This window comes from Pseudoalteromonas sp. A22 (assembly GCF_018141345.1).
In the GTDB taxonomy this organism is placed as follows: Bacteria; Pseudomonadota; Gammaproteobacteria; order Enterobacterales; family Alteromonadaceae; genus Pseudoalteromonas; species Pseudoalteromonas maricaloris.
On sequence record NZ_CP047238.1, the window covers coordinates 1,519,743 to 1,543,986 of the forward strand.

At 43.4% G+C, this 24,244-nt stretch carries 18 protein-coding genes and 1 pseudogene; 11 read left to right on the forward strand and 8 right to left on the reverse strand.

What is annotated here, in order from left to right; genetic code table 11:
• The first annotated feature begins 484 nt into the window (after positions 1-484).
• Positions 485-2,137 (forward strand): FapA family protein, encoded by a 1,653-nt coding sequence (locus GSF04_RS11615; RefSeq protein WP_045989126.1) that lies wholly within the window; start codon positions 485-487, stop codon positions 2,135-2,137.
• Positions 2,138-2,183: 46 nt separating this feature from the next.
• On the opposite strand, the gene rnt is transcribed toward GSF04_RS11615, so the two are convergent.
• A complete protein-coding gene (rnt, locus tag GSF04_RS11620; RefSeq protein WP_211859595.1) occupies positions 2,184-2,864 on the reverse strand; it encodes a ribonuclease T in 681 nt (226 codons plus the stop codon).
• A 164-nt stretch (positions 2,865-3,028) separates the two neighbouring features.
• Between rnt and GSF04_RS11625 the strand changes: the two genes are divergently transcribed.
• On the forward strand, positions 3,029-3,934 hold the full coding sequence (locus tag GSF04_RS11625) for an OmpA family protein (RefSeq protein WP_211859596.1): 906 nt from the start codon (positions 3,029-3,031) through the stop codon (positions 3,932-3,934).
• Between the two features lie 109 nt (positions 3,935-4,043).
• Here the strand turns inward: GSF04_RS11625 and GSF04_RS11630 are convergent, their stop codons facing one another.
• Positions 4,044-4,517, reverse strand: a complete 474-nt coding sequence (locus GSF04_RS11630; RefSeq protein ID WP_211859597.1) for a protease — start codon at positions 4,515-4,517, stop codon at positions 4,044-4,046.
• A 103-nt stretch (positions 4,518-4,620) separates the two neighbouring features.
• Here GSF04_RS11630 and GSF04_RS11635 point away from each other — a divergent pair, with 103 nt between their 5' ends.
• Together GSF04_RS11635 and GSF04_RS11640 are read left to right on the forward strand one after the other, a co-directional pair.
• Positions 4,621-4,938, forward strand: coding sequence for a DUF962 domain-containing protein (locus tag GSF04_RS11635; protein ID WP_010606470.1), 318 nt, complete (start codon positions 4,621-4,623; stop codon positions 4,936-4,938).
• Positions 4,939-4,961: 23 nt separating this feature from the next.
• Entirely contained in the window at positions 4,962-6,068 is a 1,107-nt protein-coding gene (locus GSF04_RS11640; protein WP_211859598.1) for an amidohydrolase family protein, read from the forward strand.
• Here the strand turns inward: GSF04_RS11640 and GSF04_RS11645 are convergent.
• Both GSF04_RS11645 and GSF04_RS11650 read right to left on the reverse strand, forming a co-directional pair.
• On the reverse strand, positions 6,052-10,257 hold the full coding sequence (locus tag GSF04_RS11645; RefSeq protein ID WP_211859599.1) for a DEAD/DEAH box helicase: 4,206 nt from the start codon (positions 10,255-10,257) through the stop codon (positions 6,052-6,054). The two genes, GSF04_RS11640 and GSF04_RS11645, sit on opposite strands and share 17 nt — an antisense overlap.
• A 206-nt stretch (positions 10,258-10,463) precedes the next feature.
• A complete protein-coding gene (locus tag GSF04_RS11650; RefSeq protein ID WP_069019808.1) occupies positions 10,464-11,720 on the reverse strand; it encodes an aromatic amino acid transport family protein in 1,257 nt (418 codons plus the stop codon).
• 278 nt (positions 11,721-11,998) lie between these two features.
• On the opposite strand from GSF04_RS11650, the gene GSF04_RS11655 reads away from it, so the two are divergent.
• On the forward strand, positions 11,999-12,760 hold the full coding sequence (locus GSF04_RS11655; RefSeq protein ID WP_039492377.1) for a peptidylprolyl isomerase: 762 nt from the start codon (positions 11,999-12,001) through the stop codon (positions 12,758-12,760).
• Between the two features lie 126 nt (positions 12,761-12,886).
• Here GSF04_RS11655 and GSF04_RS11660 read toward each other — a convergent pair whose 3' ends face one another.
• Both GSF04_RS11660 and GSF04_RS11665 read right to left on the reverse strand, forming a co-directional pair.
• Positions 12,887-13,117 carry a hypothetical protein gene (locus GSF04_RS11660; protein ID WP_039492375.1) on the reverse strand — a complete coding sequence of 77 codons (231 nt, stop codon included), beginning with the start codon at positions 13,115-13,117 and terminating at the stop codon, positions 12,887-12,889.
• A gap of 152 nt (positions 13,118-13,269) precedes the next feature.
• A complete protein-coding gene (locus tag GSF04_RS11665; protein WP_010375453.1) occupies positions 13,270-14,865 on the reverse strand; it encodes an ABC-F family ATPase in 1,596 nt (531 codons plus the stop codon).
• 247 nt (positions 14,866-15,112) lie between these two features.
• Between GSF04_RS11665 and GSF04_RS11670 the strand changes: the two genes are divergently transcribed.
• The 5 genes and pseudogenes from GSF04_RS11670 (at position 15,113) to GSF04_RS11690 (ending at position 21,214) form a co-directional block, all read left to right on the forward strand.
• A complete protein-coding gene (locus GSF04_RS11670; RefSeq protein WP_211859600.1) occupies positions 15,113-17,179 on the forward strand; it encodes a DUF2235 domain-containing protein in 2,067 nt (688 codons plus the stop codon).
• Positions 17,176-17,706: a hypothetical protein gene (locus GSF04_RS11675; protein WP_211859601.1), complete on the forward strand. Its 531-nt coding sequence runs from the start codon at positions 17,176-17,178 to the stop codon at positions 17,704-17,706. The genes GSF04_RS11670 and GSF04_RS11675 overlap by 4 nt, the downstream gene beginning before the upstream one ends.
• A gap of 70 nt (positions 17,707-17,776) precedes the next feature.
• Positions 17,777-18,304, forward strand: coding sequence for a hypothetical protein (locus GSF04_RS11680; protein WP_211859602.1), 528 nt, complete (start codon positions 17,777-17,779; stop codon positions 18,302-18,304).
• 70 nt (positions 18,305-18,374) lie between these two features.
• A pseudogene (locus tag GSF04_RS11685) lies at positions 18,375-18,903 on the forward strand (hypothetical protein).
• 151 nt (positions 18,904-19,054) lie between these two features.
• Entirely contained in the window at positions 19,055-21,214 is a 2,160-nt protein-coding gene (locus GSF04_RS11690; protein WP_211859603.1) for a S46 family peptidase, read from the forward strand.
• Between the two features lie 138 nt (positions 21,215-21,352).
• Here GSF04_RS11690 and GSF04_RS11695 read toward each other — a convergent pair whose 3' ends face one another.
• Both GSF04_RS11695 and soxR read right to left on the reverse strand, forming a co-directional pair.
• Positions 21,353-23,137 carry a DUF885 domain-containing protein gene (locus tag GSF04_RS11695; RefSeq protein WP_211859604.1) on the reverse strand — a complete coding sequence of 595 codons (1,785 nt, stop codon included), beginning with the start codon at positions 23,135-23,137 and terminating at the stop codon, positions 21,353-21,355.
• A 13-nt stretch (positions 23,138-23,150) separates the two neighbouring features.
• The gene (gene soxR, locus GSF04_RS11700) at positions 23,151-23,657 is read right to left on the reverse strand and encodes a redox-sensitive transcriptional activator SoxR (protein WP_010375466.1); all 507 of its coding nucleotides are present in this window, start codon (positions 23,655-23,657) and stop codon (positions 23,151-23,153) included.
• 81 nt (positions 23,658-23,738) lie between these two features.
• On the opposite strand from soxR, the gene GSF04_RS11705 reads away from it, so the two are divergent.
• Positions 23,739-24,194, forward strand: coding sequence for an NAD(P)H-dependent oxidoreductase (locus GSF04_RS11705; protein ID WP_138583305.1), 456 nt, complete (start codon positions 23,739-23,741; stop codon positions 24,192-24,194).
• Positions 24,195-24,244: the final 50 nt, after the last annotated feature.

The window sequence follows — 24,244 nt, forward strand, 5'->3', positions numbered from 1 at the left end:
TTTTGACGTAATCACACAATCAATATTGCCGAGCTTCAGAAAGTTTTGCTAACCGTAACGCAGTGGTATTTTCCCTTGGTTAGATATTGCGTACGCCGCTAGCATGTATGTCGACGTTTCTTTCAGACTTGAGCAACCGTGATTGTCGTAGCTGTCCCTAAAAAATTCATTTTCTTTTAGCAAGGGTTGAAATTACCCTATAAAGCGGCAAGTGTAAAACAGAGTAATACTTAGTTATGAATTTGCTGCCATTTGGCGTGAAATCCCAAAGTTTATCTAAAGTTTTGCACTGTAAAGCCGATAAATCTAAAGAAAATAATAAGTTGTCTTTTAAATGCACAGATTGATTTACATTCATTTATAATTTGTAGCAGTTCAGGTGATGTTAAGCTTAACAATTTGGCGAAGTTATGCTCAAATGAGTTCGCTGCATTAAAAATAACAACATAACAATAAGATCGTGCATACTTTTCAGGGTTGATGAATGTCATTATTTCGTTTTGATGAGGATGAGGGCTATGTCTACTTACTCTCTCATCCTGTGGAATCCGGATTTCCGGCGAGCTCGTCTCAACTTGTTGAGATGATAGAGGGGTCGCCATATGCGGATTTTGAAATCATTCATGCCAATATCGGCCAGCTATTTACAGCAAGTGAGGCGCCCGAGCAGGATTCGCTGATTGTGGCTCGTGCCATCGATGCGTCTATTTCTGTGCGTATTGAAGAAGGCAACATGCTTGCTGAAGCGAGAGTGACCACAGCCCGTGGTGGTAAGCTGGTTTGTATGAACAAGGCCAAACAAGCATTAAAACAAGCGGGTATTAAAAAAGGCGTCAGTGGCAAAGCCCTCGATAATCTTCTCGGTCAGCAGTTAGAACTCCCTCCCGGACACACATACAATGGTATTGTTGCGCATGGTCAACGAGCCAAAGATGGCAACGACGCACGTTTTGTGCGCCTGTGTATGACAGCGCAGGACAGAGTGCTCAGCCCGCAAGAGTCGAGCGGCGGTAAGGTCGATATGCGCAACTTAGGTGCTATCATCACCGTAAAGCCGGGCAGCCCATTAATGAAAAAAGTTCCACCAACAGAAGGCGAGCCGGGTTATACCGTGTTTGGTGATGTGATTGATCCAAAACCAGGCAAAGACGCACCACTTGAGGTGTCAGAAGGCACCAAGCTCGACCCCAACGATAAAAACCTGCTTATTGCCGATTCAAAAGGTGTGCCAGTAGCCATTCCTCGAGGTATGCGCGTTGATGATGTGCTGTGCTATGAAAACATTGATGTGACGACAGGGCATGTTGAGTTTGATGGCAGCGTGATTGTGAGCGGTGATATTAAAGATGGAATGCGTGTTAAGGCTTCGGGCGATATTACTGTGATTGGCTTTGTGGAATCGGCTATTCTTGAAAGTGGTAGCGCGGTCACGATAATGCTTGGCACAATTGGCCGTAAGCGCACTGAAGGTGAACCTTTTTCATGTTCAATTAAAGCAAAGCGCAGTGTTTCGTTAGGCTATGCGCAGTACTGCCGAATTGAAAGCGAACAAGATATTCTCATTGAACGTCAAGCTTTGCATTGTGACTTGGCTTCCAAGCGTTTAATCAAAGTAGGTAAAGGTGAAACCCCTAGAGGCAAACTGATTGGCGGAAATGTATTGGATGCCATGCGTATAGAAACGGGTGAACTTGGGGCACCTTCAGGCACAAGAACACGTATTTCACTAGCCCAAGACTGGGATAGTTTGCACGATAAGCACCGCGAATTAGTGGAGCTGGAAAAGGTGCTGGCGTCCAAAGTCATCGATATTAAACAAGCCATGAATAAAGCACAGGCGTCGCCGCAATCGCAAAAACGAGATGCATATCTTGCCAAGTTGCAGCACAGCGAAGCGCAGATAAATAAACATTATGGCCGTAATCAGCGTAACATCGGTTTAATACAGCAAAAAATACATCGATTAGCACGCTTGAGTCGAGTCACGGTCAATGAGCTAATGCACCCCGGAACCGAAGTAAAAATAGCGAAAGACACTAAGCTGTTTTCGCGAATTTACCCGCCTAATTTCGTTAAATTGCATGAAGGTAAGATCATGCAACAGTTTACGACTGCCAAAACCGCAGAAATAGCGTAAAAACGAGCACTTATAAAAATGCCAGCTGAATTTGCTGGCATTTTTATTATTCGGTGTCGGTTTCGGTTGTTGACTCAGATTCTGACTCTGCTTCAGGCTCTGGTAATGGCCAGCCACCTAGTGCTTGCCACTTGTTGACTATGTAGCAAAATAGCTCTGCGGTGCGCTCTGTGTCGTAAAGTGCGCTGTGTGCTTGGCTGTTATCGAACTCGATACCCGCAGCACGACATGCCTTTGCAAGCACCGTTTGCCCTAAAGCGAGCCCGGCAAGTGATGTGGTATCAAAGCTGACAAATGGGTGAAAAGGCGTACGCTTTATCTTGTTACGCTCAATCGCTGCATTTAAAAAGCCGTGATCAAAAGCGGCATTATGGGCAACAACAACGGAGCGCTGACAGCCTGCGGCTTTTTGGGCTTTACGCACGGCTTTGCAAATTTCTTTCAGCACTTCATCTTCTGCAACTGCGCCTCTGAGTGGTGAAAATGGATCAATGCCATTAAAGTCAATCGCAGCTTGCTCAATATTTGCACCTTCAAAAGGCGCAACATGAAAGTGTACTGTCTGATCTAAGCTTAATACCCCGTCATCGTCCATTTTTAACATACTGACGGCAATTTCTAGTAGGGCGTCAGTATCTTTATTAAAGCCAGCGGTTTCCACGTCGATAACTACAGGAAAGAAGCCGCGAAAGCGTTTTGAAAATAGCGTTTGCTCGGTATCAGACATAATCTTCTTGGTTTGTGAAATTTAGCGGCCTATTATACTGATACCTCGACAAGAAGCGAGCAGCTTGAGAGCGCTTAGTATGGTACATTTATTGCTTAACTCTAAATAGCACGAATTGGTAGAGATAAGCTCTAGTTTTTGGCGTGTTGAGCGCATGTAGATTAATGGTTGATGTTGTGAGGTGTGGGGTGATCAAGTTATATAAATCAGTAAGTTGGGTTGGTATATCGTTATGCGCCATTACCTTTAATAGCGAGGCTGCAATGCGGCAATACGCTGCCGAAGCTGATTCATCACATTGGAATGTTGACCAAAACAATCGTTTGAGTTGTGCGCTTAATCATGAAGTCCCGTATTACGGTGAAGCTATATTTTCAAGTAATGCCAGTAAAAATAAAGACTTAACCTTTAACCTAGATATGATGGTACGTCCTGAAAGTTACGATTTTGCAGGACTTGAATCGGTGCCACCGCTTTGGCGAGCCGGCAAACCGGCAAGAAACATCGGCCAAATGAAATTACTGAAAAAATTTGACGGTGAACTTGAAAATAACGTCGCGTGGCAGTTGCTGACTGAGCTTGAAAAGGGTTACTTTCCCACTTTTTATTATAAAGATTGGCACAACGACGTAGATAAAATTTCAGTTTCTTTGTCATCAGTGAACTTTAAACAGGCATATTGGGCGTTCTTACAATGTCGCGATAACCTGTTGCCATACAGCTTTGAAGACATCGCTTTTACAGTGATGAATTACAAGAAAAATTCCAGCGAGCTGACAAAGTCGTCACGCAAACGCTTGGATATGATCGGCGAATATCTTAAAAATGACCCGAAAATTGAGCAAATTTATATTTCGGCCTATAGCGATAGTTACGGCGGCCGTGATACCAACCTGAGATTGTCAAAGAAACGTGCCGAGGCGATTAAATCCTATATGGCGAGCTTAGGGGTTGAAGAGAAGAAGATTATGACTGACGGCTTTGGCGAAAAACGCCATATTGATACCAACGATAACGCCATTGGTCGCGGTAAGAACCGTCGAGTCGTGATCCAAATTTCAAGACCTTGATGTTGGGGTTTTTGTAGTTGGTTGTGGATTAGTTGGGTTGTGGGTTGTTGGGTTAAGTTGTCGGCTTAAAAGCCGACCTACAAGCCGAGACACGGTGCTGATATCGGTTTTATTCTAATACCGCACTGCATGACGCTTTTAATGCATCGGTATGACTGAGCTGATTGTGATAGGTGATGGTAATGGGCTGGGCGGTGTTTATCTCATAAGCCAGTGCTAAATCTAATTCTACGCTTTTACTTTGCCCAGCATTTAGGGTCATAAATTCATTGGCTGAGGGCGCGAGTCGTTTCGCCATGGGTCCTTGATAATTAAGCGACTTACCATTTTGTGTTACCTCTAAAAATTGGCTCCACCAGCCTTCAAAAGGGGTATGCCAAATTAGAAACTTTTCATCATTATGACCTGCGTTGGTAAAAGTGAAATTAATGGGGTAGGTCATACCTGAGTCGGAGCCCTTACTTACACTGCATTGAATGTTACTCTGTGCATTCATCGTTGCCTCTGATTTTGTAGTTGGGGCGGTGTCGTTGCAAGCTTGGAGCAGCATCGCAGCGGTGATAATCATTAGGGGTTTCAGCATACTGTTTTTGAGCCTGTTGCCACGCTCATTCCTTTTTTATTTTCAACGTAAATACTTTGCACTATGCTAAGTATTACAGTCGAATAACGAATCGCATACTCTCATGACCAAAAATAATAACAAAGAGTTCAATTCATTTGCATCGTTTTACCCTTATTATCTCGCGGAGCACAAAAACAAAACCTGCCGTCGCTTGCATTTTATCGGCTCAACCTTAGTGCTCTTGATTTTGCTCTTTGCGTTGGTTTTTGCACATTGGTCTTTATTATGGCTGCTGCCAATCGCGGGTTATGGTTTTGCTTGGGTAGGACATTTCTTTTTTGAGAAAAATAAGCCTGCGACATTTCAATATCCGCTGTATAGCTTGATGGGTGACTGGGTCATGTACAAGGATATTATCCGTGGTAAAGTACCTTGGTAAAGGAGACTCAGTAGATAATAAAAATGAATGTAAAACAAAGTGTTATTGCCATGAGCTGTGCTGTTTTACTGGCAGGTTGCCAAAGTGTGTCGGCCACTGGCACACGCACGCTAGCAACTTTTAGTGTAAATAATACCCAGTGCTACGACCGCAAGGCGCAATCTAGGTATTTTGCCGTTGATTCCCATCATCATTTTCAGCCATTTCGGGGAGATGCAGTCCCATTTGATAAGCTCGTTACTTGGGCAGCGCGTGCGGGAGTGGTGTTTATCAATGTTTATGGCATTGGTCAAACCTACGAGCGAAAGCCTGATTGCTTTGGTGAGCGTGGGTGCTACAGCCAGTTGATTTCACCCAGCATTCAAAATGACTTTAAAAATGCGAGCAATTATCTTAAATATGGCGCAGATAACGTGCATATTACCTTGTCTATGACCTTTGCTGACTTGCATAAACCAGAGACTATTTTGCCAAAAATGGCACTACTCGAAGACGAGTTTGGTGGCTTATTTCGTTGGATGGGAGAAGTGAATTTAGTCAAAGCGGCGCATTTTGGTAATGGTCATCAAGCGGTAGATAAAGAGACTATCGCCAAGTGGCAGCCATTTATGGCTGTGCTAAAAGAAAAGCGTATTCCGCTTGCTCTGCACGCTGACCTAGGCGATAACAACGCGCCACTCAAATACTTACCTTTGCTTGAGGAAGTGTTAAAACGCTATCCTGATAATGATATTATTTGGATGCACATGGGAGTCTCAAAAGAGTTAAGCCAAATTGACCCTGAGCTGCACATAAACACCATGGAGCGGTTATTCTCCCAATATAAAAACTTAAAGGCCGATCTGTCATGGCGGATTTTGTACGACTATTATTTTAGCGACCCGAAAATTCAGGCACAGTATGTTGAATTTATTAATGCCCATGCTGAGCGCTTTTTGCCAGGCAGTGATTTCGTCGCCAGTAAAAGTAAACGCTTTTTCGATTATTTAGAAGAAGTCGATATCAATAGCCGAATTTTCGCCGAACTTGACGACAATGCCTTTCGCCGGATCGCCTTAGGTCAAAACTACTTTTCGCTGTTAGATTTACCTTATCGCGCGCCAGAGATTTGTATTACAGCGTCTCCTTGAGCATGGATAGCACATCGTTTACGTCTAGCTTCATCACTTTATCGGTGTTCGCGAGCAATTGATCCGCGAGGTCTTTTTTATGGTGATGGAGCTCGACAATTTGTTCTTCAATCGTGCCTTTGGCAATTAAGCGATAAATAGTAACGGGGCGTGTTTGTCCCATTCTATGTGCGCGGTCTGACGCTTGCTCTTCAACCGCAGGATTCCACCAAGGATCCATGTGAATAACATAATCTGCAGCGGTAAGGTTCAAACCTGAGCCGCCGGCTTTGAGGCTAATTAAAAATACCTCGCCTTCACCTTTTTGAAAGGCATTCACGGCCTGCTGACGAGCTTTGCTTGGCGTGCTGCCATCTAAATACTGAAACTGGATCCCGCGTTTTTCCAAGCGAGCTTTAATGAGTTGCAAGTGGCCTACAAACTGACTGAATATAAGCGCCTTGTGATTGTTTTCTTGCAGCTCAGTCAGAAGCTCATCCAATGCCGCTAATTTCGAGCTGGTTATCTGACTTTCTGCCATTAACAGTTTTGGATGACAACAGGCTTGGCGCAAGCGGGTTAGTGCTGCCAGCATTTTAAAGCGCTGTTCATTGGCACTGTCTTGCTGTGTTGACTGTGAAATTTCGTCAATGGCATTTTGGCGCAGCGCTTCGTAAAAGGTTTGTTCTTCTTGGCTCAATTGAATTGGTACATTGATCTCAGTGCGTGGTGGCAATTCGGTTAATACCTGATGCTTCATACGGCGCAAAATAAAAGGCTGGATCAGGTGTTTGAGGCCTTTACGGGCGCGGTGTGCTGCGAGCTTATCTTCATTGGCGTTTTCAATGGGAGCGGAAAACTTTTCGCTAAAGCGTTTGAGGTTACCGAGCAACCCTGGGTTTACAAAACGAAAGAGTGACCAAAGCTCGGTGAGGTTATTTTCTATTGGGGTCCCAGTGGTGATCAGCTTAAACTTGCCTTTGAGCGCGCACGCGGCTTGAGTACGTTTTGCTAAAGGATTTTTTAGTGCTTGGGCTTCATCGGCGACAATAGTTTCAAAAGCGATAGGTTTTAAGATATCAACTTCGCGCTGTAGTAGACCATAACTTAATATCACACAATCCAGTGGTTGCAAGTTGCTCAGCATCTCAGCTCTGGCATCAGAATGTGGATAGTCAGAAAAGAGTTTCACCGACAAGGTTGGAGCAAACTTTTGGATTTCTTGTTTCCAGTTGAAGCAGACCGATGTTGGCGCGATGACAAGCGTTGGGCCGACATTGGCTCGGGCCAATATCATCGCCAGCGCTTGGATGGTTTTACCCAATCCCATATCATCGGCAAGGCACGCACCTGCACCCCAATGGGCAAGTCGCATTGCCCAATCAAATCCCGCCTGCTGGTAGTCACGCAGCTCGGCTTGTAATGTTGAAGGAAGCGTTGGAGTCAATGCGACGGCTTGCTGCATTTTTTCGTTTTGCTCTTCCCAAGCCGGCAAGGTTTTCATCCGCATTCCGGTAGTGGCTTCAGCAATTAAAGGCGCGGCTAGCGGGTGAAACTTTCCGCCCTCGGTCGCGTTATTGAGCTGGTCAAGTTGCGCTTTTAAGTCACTTGAAAGGGCGAGTACTTGCTCACCGTCCAGCGCAATAAAGCGGCCATTGCTGGTGGCAACCATTTTGAGAAGCTGTTTAAGTTCGATAACTTGGTCATTACTTACTTGTAGCTCACCGGTCATGTCGAACCATTCATTTTTCTTGCTCATGGCAAGTTGCAAATGTTGGCTCTCGAGCTTGCTACTGAGCTTAACCTTTTTACCTTTGGGCCACCTGAGCTTGAGCGCCATAGGGCAAGGCTCTTGATTAATCACCAGCTCAAGTTCTTGCAACACCTCTAGCGCTTCATCCATTTCAGCTAAACTTAAGCGATTATCCGTCATCTCCAAAAATAGCGGGCAGTGCGTATCTAACTCATCCAATCTTTGCTGCTCAAGTAATAAGTTTCGGGTGGTGGATAAGCGCTTACCATCGATTTCGGCGCTGACAGTGGCAATACCGTGTCCTGGATGAAAAATCGGCCCTTTTTCGCCAAAGGGCATGACCACACAGTGAAAATCGAGGCCTTGATGATAAGGTTGAATGTTAATAACAAGCGCCGATTGCGCCTCGATACTATCCAGCCCAGTATCTATATCAGCTAAATCAGACTGTACATTAAGATAAGGTGCGATGGCTTTAATACTCGACAGCACCTTTTGTTTTGCACTGGTAGGCACGGTTAATCCAGATTCACCAATAATCTCAGCGACCTGTATATGTGACTGGTTAAACACTATAAACTCGTAGTGATGCTCAGCTTGCTGAATAAATGAGTAGGTTTGCGGTTGACCAAAATAGCTGGGTAAATTAGGAATAGAGAGTAGCAGATCGTCGCCATGTTGACGGATGTGTAACTCGGGAGATTTCTCGGCAATGGTAATGGCTTGTTTTAAGTCTTCTTCATGGTATAGGTTGGTGGCGTCGACTGCGGCTTTTAACGCGGGAATTCCAGCAAGGGCGTAGTCCGCACGACCATTGTAGCCATAACCTGACTGTGGTGCGATGGCGTCGATCAGCTTTTTATCAGATTGGCTGATATAACTATATTGCTCCGGGTGCTGTTTCAGCTGTTTGCAGGAAATTGGCTTACCTTTTCCCCAGCCTGTTTTACCTCGCTTTTGCTCGCGTGCTAAAAACTCAATATCAAAGCGACCTTGCCTAATTTGCCAAATCAGGCGAAATTGTTCGTCAACTTCTTGGCTGGTATTTGCGTTCGGGTTTAGCGCAATAAGCTTGTCCAGTGCCAGATCCCATGCCGTCTTTTTGGCAACGAGATGGCTAACATTAAGCTCGGGATTAAACGCAAGCGGATATTGCTCACCGTGCTGCGCTAGCATTAACTGCTTTGCAAGCCCGGTAAACAGAGGTAAAGAGAGGCACTCAAACGTTGCGATGCAGTCATCAAGACTGGCAAGCGCTTTGGCATCTAAACTTTGATTACACCAGAAGTGTGCAAAGCAGTCGAGTAAGCGACCTAAGTGATAGTCAAAAACATGAGATTTCTTCAGACTTGAATAATTTAAATGGGCGCTGCTGTAGCTGCTGTTTTGCGACAAACTCTCTGCGCAGTATAACAACACGTTATTGGCAAAGAAGTTGTTATAAAGCGCTTTGCTGTCTTGGCTTTCAAACTCAAGCTGTTGAGAGAGTGTGTCAAATAATGCGGCATCATGGCTATTGGCTTGCTGCAATAGCGCCAACTTATGAAACAAACCCAGTGTTCTACCTAGGTACTGTTTTTTACGTTTGGTGATTTTGTCTTTGGCTTTTAGTGCTTGTTCAAAATAAACGATAAGGTTGTCGTGTTGTTGTAAAAAAGCAATGCTCGCCATAATTTGTGCACTATAAGCGGTTTGGATATTGGCTACCAACGCCTGAGCCTTATCCAATTGTAGGGTATAGATTTGATATTCTGCTAATAAACAGGTCAGTAGCGGGCTCTGTGTCTTGGCTTGAACCTGTGTGAGTATTTCAAGTGCATAGCTAATGCTGTGACCACCTTGTAGTAAGGTATAGAGCAAAGTTGCAAAAGCTTGATATTGCAAGTCATCAGCAAGCGCCGAAAATCTTTCAACTGAAAAAGGATAAAAATACAATGGTAATAACACTTGGTTGGTCTTATGACACACCGCCTGTGGGTCTTTCGCCAGTCCTAAATGATTGCGGGCTTTTGGTAGTTGATTGATAAATAAAAAGTCTCGAATGAGTCGCTGTTCATCGGCAAATTGGCGCTCCCATTCATAAGCATTCAGTACAGGGATAAACTCTTCAGCAGCGTTAAGGATTGCTAAAAACTGGCCGTCAGCCATGACTCGTTGGCTTAAACTGGTCGCGAGTTTTAGATTTATTTGCACTCCATCTTCGTTAAAAGTCACCAACCCGTCTGAGCGCCATTTCATAATTTGGCTATGACTTACACCTTGTTCAAAGTCATTTTCGGGGATGATCTCTTTTGCCACGAGTGCTTGAACTAGGCGTTTGAGTTTGATTGCTGAAACTGGTTTATAGACTACCGCCAGCATACTCAACAGCAGTTGCTCGTGCACAGGTAGGTTATGCACTTGATTGATTAGCGCTGTGATTTCTTCGTTAATTGCTGGTGGAAAGTCAAAATTCATCGTTTGGTTGTAGTATTCAATTTAAGACACTGAAAACTACCATAATATAGGTTGAACTACCATGAGGATAAACAAAGTCAAAGCTCATTTTTCGGTTATGGTGGTTCATTCAATACACTGAAAACTAGTACTATATTTAGTCTGAACTGCCATGAAGATAAGCAACAAGAAAAAGAGAGGTAAGGGAGGCGATGCCTCCCTTTTGGTTAGCCTAGCATGTTATAGAGTAATGCAGAAACCGCCAGCAAGCCGACTAAAAGCACAAAATAAGTGCCAATGTGGCTTTTGTATTTTTGTAGTGCCGGTACTTTAAACACGGCAATGGTTGGCATGATAAACAAGATCATAGCAATAATCGGGCCTGAGATAGCCCCCATCATGTCCAAAATACTTGGGTTTAATACGGCGCATACCCAAATAGCAACAAACATAAATACCACGCCTAGCTTGTCAGCAAGCTTATAGCTCATGCTCGTTTGCTTGGTTGCAAGGCCGTTAAAGCTTTCACGTGCACCAAGGAAGTGGCCTAGGAAAGACGAAGTAATCGCGATAAATGCCACAAGAGGGCCAAGCATTTCAATAAATGGATTGTTATACACGTTAGCTAAATAGGATAAAACAGACACGTTCGCCGATTTTGCTTCTTCCATTTGCTCTGGTGTTAAAGAGAATACGCAGGAGAATACGAATAGCAAAACAAACACTATCAACATAATAGAAGTCGTACGAAGAATCGCTTCTGATTTTTGAACTGCCTCACTTTTGTAGTGACGACGCTGCACGTTAGCAAAGCTAGAAATGGCGGCTGCATGGCTAAATGAAAATACTACGATAGGAACGGATAGCCAAAGCAATTCGGTTAAGCTCGCAACATCAGGCGTGCTTACCACTGGCATTTGCCAGTTAGGCACTAAATAGAGTGACAAAAACAGTAATACCCCAACCAGCGGGTAAACCAAAATAGCAAAAGCACGCAGTAGCAGCTTTTCGCCGCCTAGCATAATGGCAATCATCCCGGCAACGAGCACGCCAGAGAGTAAAATACGAGACGGTGACTCAAAGCCAAGCTGATTGACGATAAAGCTGTCGACGGTATTGGTTAGGCCAACACCATAAATAAGTAAAATAGGAAAAATAGAGAAAAAGTAAAGTAAGGAAATTAAACGGCCAGCACCTGCGCCGAAGTGCTCTTCTACTACATCCGTAAAATCGGCATCTTTTTGCTTTGATGAAAGGACGAATCGAGCCAATCCTCGGTGTGCTAAAAAGGTCATAGGGAAGGCAAGCACGGTCATGATTAGTAGTGGCCAAAAACCACCAATACCAATGTTAATTGGCAAGAATAAAATACCTGCGCCGACCGCAGTGCCAAATAAACTTAATACCCAATGGGTATCGTGTTGGGTCCAGCGCCCATCGCTGATGGTATTCATCTCCATCGTCGCTTCAGAGGAATTACTCATATACTTGTTGTCCTGGATTTAGAATTATAATCGAGCGCATCATATAAAAAATGACGAAGTGTTGCATGTATAAACCGTCTACTCCGAGGAGTTATGCGGTGAACTACGTTTGTTTGACTAAAACTTGCTCAAGATGTGGTGGGTTCCTAACCGGTTTTTGTAAATCTAAGTCTGCAAATGTTCTTAATTGTTACCACTGACAATGAATTGCTAGCCGACTTATAAATAAATTTTTATTCTGGTTTGCAAAGAGAATTAAAATAACCAAGTGGAAAAGTATGTTCAAGCTAAACTCTCTATTGCTCGCTTCAACTTTGTTAGGAAGCTTTGCTGCTAATGCAACGATTGTCGAATTTCAAACTTCTCATGGTAGCTTTCAGGTCAATCTATTTGATGAAAGCACGCCTAAAACCGTGGAAAACTTTTTGAAATACGTAGATAACGGGCGTTATTCTGATACCGTAATTCACCGCGTTATTCCAGATTTTGTTGTGCAAGGTGGCGGCTTCAAATATGAAGGAGACGTGCCCCTTGACGCCATCGCTACTTACGATGCTGTAAAAAATGAACCTGAGTGGTCTAACGTAAAAGGCACTATTGCAATGGCAAAGGTAGCAAATAGACCTGACAGTGCGACAAGCCAATGGTTCTTTAATTTGGTAGACAACAGTAAAAATTTGGACGTTGACAATGGTGGCTTCACAGTTTTTGGTCAAGTGACTGGTGATGGCATGGAAATATTAGAAGCGATAGCAAAAATTCCTCGTTGTGGTAATGTGCCATTAGTTAACTTCACTGATGAACAGTGTAAAGATAGCAATAGTGAGCCGGGGGCAGCTAACTTTGTGACCATAAACGCAGTTACTGTGCTGGATGATGACCCCAAATCAGCTCAGGGCTTAAGCCCAAAAGCAAATACCTTGATTGATCAAGTGCCTGATAAGCCTTCAACTGACTCTGATTCATCTGGCGGTTCAATGTTTGCCGGCCTTATGTTGCTGGCTGGTATTTTCGGATTTAGACGTAGATTTCATAGGTAACCAAATCCCTTTTGGTTGCAGATGCTAACGATAGCATCACAGTCCCTAGTTAACCTGATCTCAGGTTAATAACTTGGAAGCGCACTTCGGTGCGCTTATTTCTTTGTTATTAAGTTATTGTTTTCGTTATTCGTCTTCGCCAAACAGTGCAATCGCTTTTGTCGTTAAACTATACTGATCACGGCCATCCGCTTGGATAAGCCCTTCATTGAGGTGAGTGGTTACAACATCTTCGAGTAGTTGTTGATCCACATGCGGGAGTGAAAAAGTGTGGTGATTGATATCGCACGATTCTGGAAAGCTTGCTTTCAGCTTAGACAGCAACATTATCGAATACATATTCTGTAAACGTTCCATAGCCGACCCTTTTATTATTCCAATTTTTGCGAGAACAATCCTAACAGTAAAATTGCGGGTTTGTCTATTTTTTGTGCTGGTTTATTAGGGGGTAAAGATCCGATGTGCTTGAGAAAATACAAAGGGCCAATTTGGCCCTTTACAGTCTAATCTTATACAGCTTCAGCCGCTTTCTTCGCGAGGTATTCGTCGTACGTACCATGGAAGTCGGTGATCTTACCGTCTTTAATTTCCCAAATGCGCGTTGCAAGTGATGAGACAAACTGGCGGTCGTGCGATACGAAGAATAACGTGCCTTCGTATTGTTCAAGTGCCAAGTTGAGAGACTCGATTGATTCCATATCCATGTGGTTCGTTGGTTCGTCCATTAGTAGGATATTTGGCTTATGCATCATGATTTTACCAAATAGCATACGGCCTTGTTCACCACCTGAGATCACCTTAACTGACTTTTTGATGTCGTTTTGAGAGAACAGCATACGGCCAAGGAAGCCGCGTACGACTTGCTCATCATCGCCGGGCTGTTGCCACTGTTCCATCCATTGGAAAAGATCCAGATCTTTTTCAAATTCGTCAGCATGGTCTTGCGCATAGTAACCAATATTGGCGTTTTCTGACCATTTATACTCACCTGCTTGCGGCGCTTTACGGCCTGCTAAGGTGTTGAGTAGTGTCGTTTTACCGGCACCATTTTCACCGATGATAGCAACTTTCTCGCCAACTTCAACAAGGCCATTTAGGTCAGAGAATAGGGTGTCGTCATAACCTTGTGATAGCGAGATAAGCTCAAGTGCGTTACGGAATAGCGGCTTTTCCTGCTCAAAGCGAATAAATGGATTTTGACGACTTGATGCTTTAACTTCTTCCAGTTGGATCTTGTCAATTTGCTTAGCACGAGATGTCGCTTGCTTCGCTTTTGAGGCGTTTGCAGAGAAGCGCGAAACGAACTGCTGTAGCTCAGCGATTTGCGCCTTTTTCTTAGCATTGTCTGACAACAGGCGCTCGCGAGCTTGCGTCGCAGCAAACATGTATTCATCATAATTACCTGAGTAAATACGCAGATCGCCATAGTCGATATCCGCCATGTGTGTACACACTGAGTTTAAGAAGTGGCGGTCGTGCGAGATGATGATCATAGTACAATCACGCTGATTCAATACGTCTTCCAACCACTTGATAGTATAGATATCCAAGTTGTTGGTTGGTTCGTCTAGGAGCATGATATCTGGCTCTGCAAATAATACCTGTGCAAGTAGTACACGCAATTTCCAGCCCGGAGCAACTTCTGACATCAAGCCATAATGTTGCTCGGTTGGAATACCCACACCGAGGAGTAATTCACCCGCTTTTGCTTCTGCGGAATAACCATCCATTTCAGCAAATTGCGTTTCAAGGTCGGCAACACGCATGCCGTCTTCTTCGCTCATTTCTGGTAATGAGTAAATGCGATCGCGCTCTTGCTTGATTTCCCACAGCTCTTTATGACCCATGATCACTGTGTCTACAACCGTATATTGCTCGTAGGCAAATTGATCCTGATTTAGCTTAGCGATGCGCTCGTTTGGATCGTAGTTTACGTTACCTGCACTTGGTTCTAGCTCTTTGCTTAGGATTTTCATAAAGGTGGATTTACCGCAGCCGTTAGCGCCTATTAGGCCGTAGCGGTTGCCGTCACCAAACTTAACGGAAATATTCTCAAACAGTGGTTTTGCACCAAACTGCATAGTGATGTTGTTACACGAAAGCATAAATTTGACTCATTACTGACAATTGCGGCGATCCTATCATTTATGGGTGACAAATGATGTAAAAAGTTTGGCTAACTCACACATTACTTTTGCGGCTGATATAGCAAAGACCTAGGCGTTGAAAACTTATCGCCATAAGACGTTTTATTTACGATTTTATTAAATTTTATTTACCAATTGAGTGGTTAAATGTTAGCCTGTTTTAATGCGAAAGGATGATATAAAAAACTAACTCTGGTGAACAAGGATGAAAATAGTTGAAGAAAAACATAATTGGTTGATTGACCAACAAATCGATGAGCTGGAAGTCTTACCACCCCATACCACAACCGCTCATTTACCGTCAGAAATTAGAACGCAACTAAAGCCTCATGCCAGTGATTGGATAGTATTGCAACAAAGACATAATTGGCGCCATGTTAAGCGTGACGAATTTACTCGTGTTTTTATAAAGACCAAAAAGGGCTTACAAAGTGTAAGGTCTGGCAGTGCTGCCGGTTCTAGAGAGCAGCTAATCATCGTTAAACGCAAGTCTTATTTCAAAGCAGAGATTAGAAACAATGCCTTTACAAGCAGTGGTGGGGTTGATCCTAATCAGCCCATTGGCGCAAGCCAATTAGACCCGTTAACACCGGTTGAACAGGTATTGGCCTCGATTAACGTCGATAAATCACCTGAGGTGGCTGAAAAGCGCATATTGGTGTCGCTGGAAGGGGAGTTGGCGGTGAGTTTTGTGATCCAAGGTGCTAATACTCCCACATTGTCCAGAGCCTCTGAAGGGGCAACACAAACGCCTCTGATATTCGGCAAGTTGAGTGAAGATGGTCGCTATAGTCTAAAAGCAAAAATCTTGGGTGTGCCGGAGCAGGTGCTTTTTAACAATGTGCCCTATGCAGACTTACTTGATATAGAAAAAGTAAAAGCACTTAAGATTGGTGCTGATGGCGGAGTGCAGCTGATTAAACACAGAGTGTCAGGTGAGGGTAATGTACACCTATATTTTATTAGCGAGCCACCGAGTATCGGGATCTTCTTTGATGGTACAGGCAACAACAAGTACAACGATATTTTGGACCCCTTTGATGATAAAGAGCCGACGAATATCGCTAAGCTCCATGAGTTGTATGAAAATGAAGGTAAGTTTACCACTTCTTCATATATTGAAGGAGTTGGCACTTCGGCTGGAAAGAAAGATTCGACCATCGATCTGGCAATTGCATACTCTTTTGACGAAAGGCTAATTGAAGCGGTGTCAGACTTGGATAAGTTCATAAATAACAATGGATTAATTGAGCTTTGTAACACTCTATTGGTTGATTGTTTTGGCTTTAGCCGTGGCGCAGCGGCAGCACGAGCGTTTGTTAATCTGATCAATGAAATGAGAGAAAAGCAAGATACTAAATTAGCGAATAAAGAGGTGGTATTTCGCTTTGTTGGTATTTTCGATACCGTCGCGTCTATTGGAGGGGATGGAGATAATGATCATGGTGAGCTGTATGCCAGAGATGAGTTAGACGATGCAGCTAGACTCGATCTCAATCAGGCCAGCGCAGGGGCTGTATATCACTTAACGGCTTGGGATGAGCGACGTGATAAATTCCCACTAAGCTCATTAAAAAATAAGGATGGCAGCTTGTTTGCTAATCATAAGGAAGTCTACTTACCAGGTGTTCATTCTGATATTGGAGGCGGGTATGCCCCTATCAGTATTGATATTGAGTATCCTTTAAAGCGTATTCGTGGTATTCCCGGAAATCCAGAGCATGAAGCAAAAGTACAACAGGCGAAATTGGCAATTGAACATAAATATCAGTGGCCCGGTATTAACGTGGATATGGTCTACCGCTTTAAAAGGCTAAGATATGGCGCAAGTCGCTCGGGAAGAGATAAGGATTTTTACACCACATACCGGCCTGTTTGGAGACGTAAAATAGATAATACCCTTGCCCATTATGGACTGCACCAAATGTATAACGAGGCGATTCAACATGGCGTTCCGCTAAAAGATATGGCGCGTCTTCAAAGTATCTACCCTTATGAACTTAGCAATGAGGTCGCAACTTTGGTACCTAAAGCTCTTAAAGCTGGGCCAGCAAGCCAAGCTTGGCAGAAGTTATACGAGCATTATATTCATATTAGTTCTCGGTTTACGGGAGCTGTGGATAAAATGGCTCATGGAGCTGAAAGAAAGGCAAAATACGCCACTGAAAATGGACAAAGGGAAATGTTTTACAATAATGCAAAAGCGCTACCGCAGGTACAAATTTGGAAAGCGTATAAAAATGGAAATAAATCAATTTGGAGGAAAGGATGAACAATAAGCTCTATACCGTTTTACTGGCAGTAATACTGCTTTGCAGTTGCTCTTCACATTCCGAGCTCGAAAAATTACATATAGGCATTTCCGCTTATGAAAAAAGTGACCTGATGGTAAAGCTGATATTTGACGATAGATTTTCCCCTCCCGCTGGTGCTATAGGCTGTTGCTGGGGGAACGCTCAAAAGAAAGGTGTGTTTTGGGGAGCTGAGATCCCACATAAAGTTCAAGCAGAATGGTGGGATTATAAGCAAGGCAGGCATTATCGTGCTGTGTTTATGGTACAGCGAGATAAGGCGTACAAAATCGCGGGTAATTTACCGAGCGTGACTTATTACACAGGCAAAACGGAGACCGATGTTGATCCTTATATCATCTTTGGGTTTGGTGAAAAGGGAGAAGTAAAAATGTGGATTTCTAATTCTCAGTTTGCTAGTGGAGTTAAAGGACGCATTTTAGAAGAAATTGGTTCAGCACAGGCGACTTGGGAGCCCTTTGAATTAACCGATGAGATGTTTAATTAGATAAGTGCCCACAATCCAAAGTTAATATCTAAAACGAATGAGACTAGGGATGTTCGAATTGGAGAAAAGGATGATAAATAAACTCTACATCATTTTGTTGCTAGTAATACTGCTTTGCAGTTGTTCTTCACGCACAGAGCTCGAAAAATTACATATAGCTATTTCCGCTTATGAAAAAAGCGATTTAATGGTGAAACTGATATTTGATGATAGGTTTTCACCCCCAGCTGGCTCAATAGGTTGTTGTTGGGGAAATGCTAATGCAAATGGTACTTTTTGGGGAGCTGAAATCCCGCATAAAGTGAAAGCTGAATGGTGGGATTATAAACAAGGAAGGCATTACAAAGCTGAGTTCAGTGTACAACGTGATAAAGCATACAAAATCGCAAAAAACCTGCCTAGTATTACCTTCCACACGGGAGAGATAAAGGAAGATCTTGTCCCTCAGATTATCTTTGGTTTTGGTGAAAAGGGTGAAGTAAAAATGTGGATTTCTAATGCACCGTTTGATGGCGTCGAAGGACGAATTTTAGAAGAAATTGGTTCGGCACAAGCGACTTGGGAACCCTTTGAATTAGCCGATGAAATGTTTAATTAGATAAGTGCCCACAATCCAAAGTTAATATCTAAAACGAATGAGACTAGGGATGTTCGAATTGGAGAAAAGGGTGATAAATAAACTCTACATCATTTTGTTGCTAGTAATACTGCTTTGCAGTTGCTCTTCACGCACAGAGCTCGAAAAATTAAATATAGCTATTTCCGCTTATGAAAAAAGCGATTTGATGGTGAAACTGATATTTGATGATAGGTTTTCCCCCCCCAGCGGGCGCAATAGGTTGCTGTTGGGGGAATGCGCAAAAAAATGGATCGTTTTGGGGAGCCGAAATACCACATAAAGTAAAAGCGCAGTGGTGGGACTACAAGCAGGGAAAACACTATCGTGCAGCGTTGACTGTACAGCGTGACAAGGCGTACAAAATCGCGGGTAATTTACCGAGCATTACCCATTACACAGGCGAAACAGAAACCGATGTTGATCCCTATATTATCTTTGGGTTTGGTGAAAAGGGTGAAGTAAAAATGTGGATCTCTAATGCACCGTTTGATGGCGTCGAAGGACGAATTTTAGAAGAAATTAGTTCAGCACAGGCGACTTGGGAACATTTTGAATTAACCGATGAGATGTTTCGCTAAAAAAGTGAAAACTAGGCGTTTTATCTTGGTACTTTCTGCATGGTTGTTTACATCGGTTTATCGAATTCCACCGAAATAAATTGCTATTTGGCGCTATCTTGGGTCACATTACTGACCGCAATTAAAATAATATAACATTTAGGATTGGAATATGCGTATTAAAGCTATCTCCGCGGCCATGGTGTTGGCCTTTTCTCAGTACGTTGCTGCCGATGAAGGTATGTGGCAACCACATCAGCTACCTGAACTTGAATCTATTTTAAAGTCTAAAGGGCTAGAGATAGATGCTAAGTCAATTTCAAAACTCACTGAGTTCCCGATGAATGCGGTGATTAGCTTAGGTGGTTGTACGGCGTCATTTGTCTCTCCTAAAGGTCTGGTGGTGACAAACCATCACTGTGCATACGGCTCTATTCAATACAATTCAACAACAGATAACAATATTCTTGAGAATGGCTTTTTAGCAAAACAGCCAAGTGAAGACTTGCCAGCGGCACCGGGCTCACGCGTTTATGTGACAAAAGAAGTGTCGAACGTAACGGATAAAGTTAATGCTGGGACAGACTCACTGACCGGTAAAGCACGTTTTGATGCCATTGACAGTAAGCGCAAACAACTTGTTGCCGAGTGCGAGCAAGATGAAAGCTATCGCTGTAATGTATACACCTTTCATGGTGGATTGGAATATTACCTCATTAAATCGCTAGAGATAAAAGACGTCCGTTTGGCATATACACCAGCGATGGGCGTGGGCAAATATGGTGGCGATATAGATAACTGGATGTGGCCTCGTCACACTGGCGATTTTGCTTTTTACCGTGCATATGTGGGTAAAGATGGTAAACCCGCTGAGTTTTCTAAAGATAACGTACCTTATAACCCTGAGTCATTTTTGAGTGTGAGTGCAAAAGGCGTGCAAGAGGGCGACTTTGTAATGGTGACGGGTTATCCGGGTCGTACCAACCGTTATCGTATTGCTTCTGAAGTAGATTATGTGTTTAACACGGTTTACCCCATGGTACGTAAACATAACTCTAAGTATGTGGCACTGATTGAAGAAAATGCACCAGAAGGTTCTCAAGCTCGTATCGCCTATGAAAGCACCATCGCAGGTTACAACAACTACATCAAAAACTTTGGCTCTATGATTGAGAGCTTCAAAAAAGGCAGTATGTACAGCCGTAAGCAGCAATTTGAGCGCGATCTTAGCACTTGGATCAATGCCGATGCAGACCGTAAAGCAAAGTATGGCGCTGTGCTAAATGAATTGAGCGAGTTGGTTGCTCAATCCCAAGCCCATTATGAGCGTGATATGATGGTTGGCTATATCCACCGTTCGCAAATGATGTCTGTAGCGCGTCAACTTTACCGCTTGGCGGTTGAAAAACAAAAGCCTGATGCTGAGCGTGAGAGTGGTTATCAAGAACGTGATATGCCAAAAATCAAAGCGGGGCTTCAGCGTATGACGCGCCGCTATGATGAAACAGTTGATAAAGCGATTATGCTTTACTTCATGGAGCTTTATGCAGCCTTGCCAAAAGAAGCGCGTTTAGCTGAAATCGATAAGCAGCTTCAACTTGAAAACGGCTTCAATAAAGCAAAGCACCAGGCGCTGCTAGATGAGATGTATGCCAACTCTAAGCTTGCTGATGAAAAAGCCCGTCTTTGGATGTTAGATTTAGAACTTGAACAGTTAAATCAAAGCTCTGATCCATTCATTCAATATGCAAAAGCGATTTTTGCAGTGATGAAGCAAATCGAAGATGAAGAAAAAGAACTGGCTGGTAAGCAGCAATCTGCTCGTCCTGCTTTGATGGAAGCCATTATTGCTTACAACAAGTCGCAAAATAAGCCAGTTTACGCAGATGCTAACAGCACTCTCCGTGTCACTTACGGTACGGTAGGTGGCTATTCACCGCAAGATGGCTTGGTGGCAACGCCATTTACCTCGCTTGAAGGGTTACTGGCTAAAAATACCGATGTAGAACCATTTAACGCGCCGAAAAAGCAACAGCAGTTGATCCGCGAAAAAGTATATGGTCAATATACAGGGGGCATGAATACCGTACCGGTGAATTTCCTTTCTAACGTGGATACCACAGGTGGTAACTCGGGCTCGCCAACCTTAAATGGGAAAGCGGAGTTAGTGGGTTTACTCTTTGATGGTGTATATGAAAGCATTATTGGTGACTGGGATTACGATAAAAACCTAAACCGCTCAATCCATGTTGATTCGCGTTACATGTTATGGGTAATGGATAAGGTTGATAATGCGCAAAACCTGTTAGATGAAATGAAGATAGTAAAGTAGGTCGACCTTTAGGTCGACAATCCCCCAACGTTTAAAGGGTAGACTTTGGGTTTAAACGTTAGTCGGCCTAAAGGCCGACCTACGGGAGATATCAATTTTTCGAAAAACAATGCCGGCCATAAAGCTGGCATTATTGTGTTACTTCGTCATTAACTGGCGGATATATTTCACCGGAGCACTACCAAAGCTTAAGAATTCTTCATGGAATGCTTTTAAATCAAATTCCTTTCCAAGCTTTTGCTTTTGTGTTTCACGGAAGTCGTAAATTTCGCGATAACCAGAGTAATAGCTGGTTAATTGTACTTGGCTCAAGGTTGCACGGCGCCATTTACCTTCGGCTTCTGCACGCTCTTGGAAAGCCCCATTCATCAACAGATCTAAGCCTTCTTCTTTGCTTATTCCTTTTACTTGGATACCGTAATCTAGGATAGTGTTACAGATCACACGTAGATTCCACTTGTAGTACATTAACCACATTTCAGGCTCAAAGTTACCATAGCCTTCTTCTAGCATCATGCGCTCAGTGTATACTGCCCATCCTTCAATCATCGCGCCATTGCTTAAGATACTCTTCACCAAAGACGGAGATTCGTTAGAGTAAACCAACTGAGTGTAATGGCCTGGCACGGCTTCATGAATATTTAGGATCTGCAGGATCCAATGGTTGTATTCACGTAGATACGATTCAGCTTGCTCGTCGCTCATTGAGTCCAGCGGAGACACGTTATAATAGGTGTTCTCCTTTTTGTCGTATGGGCCCGGAGCACTGATTGAAGCGCCAGCAAAGCCGCGCATATATTCAGGCGTTTCGCGAACAACTAGCGGCTTTTCAGGGTCTAGCGTGATGAGATCCTTTTCCATCACAAACTTTTCAAGCTCTGGAATTTGCGCCTTGATTTCGCTCACAAAGTTTTCACGCTTTACGTGTTTGACCGAAAGGTGCTTGATAAGCGTGGCAATCGCATCAATGTCAGATTTTGGGCGTGGCTTGTCAGCAAAATACTTTGGCCAGAGTTGATCAACAATCTTAACCATTTCATTAGTAACACGGGCTTTGTCGGCCATTGCCTTTTCATACATTTGCTTGGCGGTGTAGCCAGACTGAATATCAAAGGCAAATTTTTCTTCGTACAGCTTCTCACCAATTCTAAATGAGCGCGCATTACCGTTTTCGCTTAACTCTTTTTCAAGGTTGCTAAGGTAAGATACATATCCATTGATGGCAGATTTCGCGGCAGCGAAGCGCTGCTTGAATAGGGCTTTTTCCTCGGCTGTTAATAATGAAGTCGCGAGTTTATCAAGCAACTCGTCGTTTAATACACTAAATGCGCCTTGGTTTTGTGCAATCGCAAGCTGAGTATATTCAAGCGTTGGATTGTTAATATTGTTTTGTGCTGCTTCATAATACGCTGGCACATATTGAAGACGTGCTAAAACGAGCTTGAGCTTTTCGTCATCCGTTTTAAAGCGGCTGTTGAGTATCGTCGCAAAGCCATAAGAAACATTGTAGTTTGACGGATTCCACTGCCAGCTTTTGAAGGTTTCAATATGCCAGATATCGCGTTTTAAGCGATTTTCAATTAAGTGATAATCGATTTTTTGACTATTGCTTAAGTTAGCAAGGTCGAACTGTTGTAACTTAGCCAGTTGCGCCTGAGAGAAGGCAACACTTGCATCACGAGTCGCTTGGGTTGGTACCGTGATAATATCGTCGTACTTGCCAAAGCCTGCCCAGAGCGACGCTTCTGGGTACTGTTTCCATAAGTCATTGATAAATTGCTGAGAAAAGTCAGCGAATTGTGCATTTGTTGCTACTGTTTGCTGTGAAGCTGAAGGCGTCGTCTCGACAGACGAAGGAGAAAGTGAGCAGCCAGTCAGGCCCATTGCCATGGCTAGCGCCATGCACAAGGCAGTCTTTTTCATTATTGTGTCCTATTTAATGGTTTTCGCTATCATAACAAGATTTTGCTTTATTTGCTTTGTCTGGCTCATCCAACCACACTGCACCGTTAGCCTCTTTGGCAACGATGTCATCGGGGTTGTAGATAGGGCATGATTTCATCGACAAACAGCCACAGCCAATGCAACCATCGACATAGTCTCTTAAGCGCTGCATGTAAGCGATTTTTTCGTCCAGCTTTGCTTGCCAGGCTGTAGAAAGTTTGGCCCAGTCCGCTTTGGTTGGTGTTCTTGAATCGGGTAGGGTATCAAGGGTTTCTTTTATCTCCCCTAGGGTTATCCCCATTTTTTGACCAGCTTTAATAATGGCAATTCGGCGCAACACATCCTTTTTATAACGGCGCTGATTACCGTTATTACGCCAACTACGAATAAGCCCTTTGTTCTCATAGAAATGCAGTGCAGACACCGCAACGTCAGCTCTTTGGGCAACCTTACCGACGCTGAGGTTTGGCTCGTCTCTTAATAATTTTTCAGTTTTCATAAATTAGTACTTTACCTTAACTTAAGGTGAGGTTTTAAGGTAGCACCCAATTTATTATTAGTGCAACTGGAATTGAAGATTATGAAAACAGTCGTTATTTACTCAAGCTCAAACCCCAATGGAAATACCTACCAATCTGCAAAGGCACTAGCAGCAGAAAAAAGAGCTGAGCTCATCTATTTAGACCGTTATAAAATTGGTGAGTATTGCTACAAACACTCTCACAGTGATGATGACTTTGTTAACCTTTTTAGATGGGTACTTGGTTTTGAGCACATCATTTTTGCATCCCCCGTTTATTGGTATGCAGTGACACCAAGAATGAAGGCATTTATCGACAGAATAACCGACTTTATGGACATAGAAGCGTTAAAGCCTGAGCTTAGAACGCTACGTGAAAAGCAGTTTTCTATCTTGTCGACCTCATGCCAAGAAAAAGCACCGGCACCATTTACTGAGATGCTGGTGGGGACCTTTGAATATTTGGGTATGAAATTACAAGAGCAGCGTCACGTCCATTATCCTTATGCTGATTAACTGTGGTGGACTTTGTTGGGTGGGGTTGTGTGACGATGGCTTTTAAAGAT

Coding starts and splice junctions, on each gene's coding strand:
- GSF04_RS11615 (WP_045989126.1), top strand. CDS start 485: ATGTCATTATTTCGTTTTGATGAGGATGAGGGCTATGTCTACTTACTC.
- rnt (WP_211859595.1), bottom strand. CDS start 2,864: ATGTCTGATACCGAGCAAACGCTATTTTCAAAACGCTTTCGCGGCTTC.
- GSF04_RS11625 (WP_211859596.1), top strand. CDS start 3,029: ATGGTTGATGTTGTGAGGTGTGGGGTGATCAAGTTATATAAATCAGTA.
- GSF04_RS11630 (WP_211859597.1), bottom strand. CDS start 4,517: ATGCTGAAACCCCTAATGATTATCACCGCTGCGATGCTGCTCCAAGCT.
- GSF04_RS11635 (WP_010606470.1), top strand. CDS start 4,621: ATGACCAAAAATAATAACAAAGAGTTCAATTCATTTGCATCGTTTTAC.
- GSF04_RS11640 (WP_211859598.1), top strand. CDS start 4,962: ATGAATGTAAAACAAAGTGTTATTGCCATGAGCTGTGCTGTTTTACTG.
- GSF04_RS11645 (WP_211859599.1), bottom strand. CDS start 10,257: ATGAATTTTGACTTTCCACCAGCAATTAACGAAGAAATCACAGCGCTA.
- GSF04_RS11650 (WP_069019808.1), bottom strand. CDS start 11,720: ATGAGTAATTCCTCTGAAGCGACGATGGAGATGAATACCATCAGCGAT.
- GSF04_RS11655 (WP_039492377.1), top strand. CDS start 11,999: ATGTTCAAGCTAAACTCTCTATTGCTCGCTTCAACTTTGTTAGGAAGC.
- GSF04_RS11660 (WP_039492375.1), bottom strand. CDS start 13,117: ATGGAACGTTTACAGAATATGTATTCGATAATGTTGCTGTCTAAGCTG.
- GSF04_RS11665 (WP_010375453.1), bottom strand. CDS start 14,865: ATGCTTTCGTGTAACAACATCACTATGCAGTTTGGTGCAAAACCACTG.
- GSF04_RS11670 (WP_211859600.1), top strand. CDS start 15,113: ATGAAAATAGTTGAAGAAAAACATAATTGGTTGATTGACCAACAAATC.
- GSF04_RS11675 (WP_211859601.1), top strand. CDS start 17,176: ATGAACAATAAGCTCTATACCGTTTTACTGGCAGTAATACTGCTTTGC.
- GSF04_RS11680 (WP_211859602.1), top strand. CDS start 17,777: ATGATAAATAAACTCTACATCATTTTGTTGCTAGTAATACTGCTTTGC.
- GSF04_RS11690 (WP_211859603.1), top strand. CDS start 19,055: ATGCGTATTAAAGCTATCTCCGCGGCCATGGTGTTGGCCTTTTCTCAG.
- GSF04_RS11695 (WP_211859604.1), bottom strand. CDS start 23,137: ATGAAAAAGACTGCCTTGTGCATGGCGCTAGCCATGGCAATGGGCCTG.
- soxR (WP_010375466.1), bottom strand. CDS start 23,657: ATGAAAACTGAAAAATTATTAAGAGACGAGCCAAACCTCAGCGTCGGT.
- GSF04_RS11705 (WP_138583305.1), top strand. CDS start 23,739: ATGAAAACAGTCGTTATTTACTCAAGCTCAAACCCCAATGGAAATACC.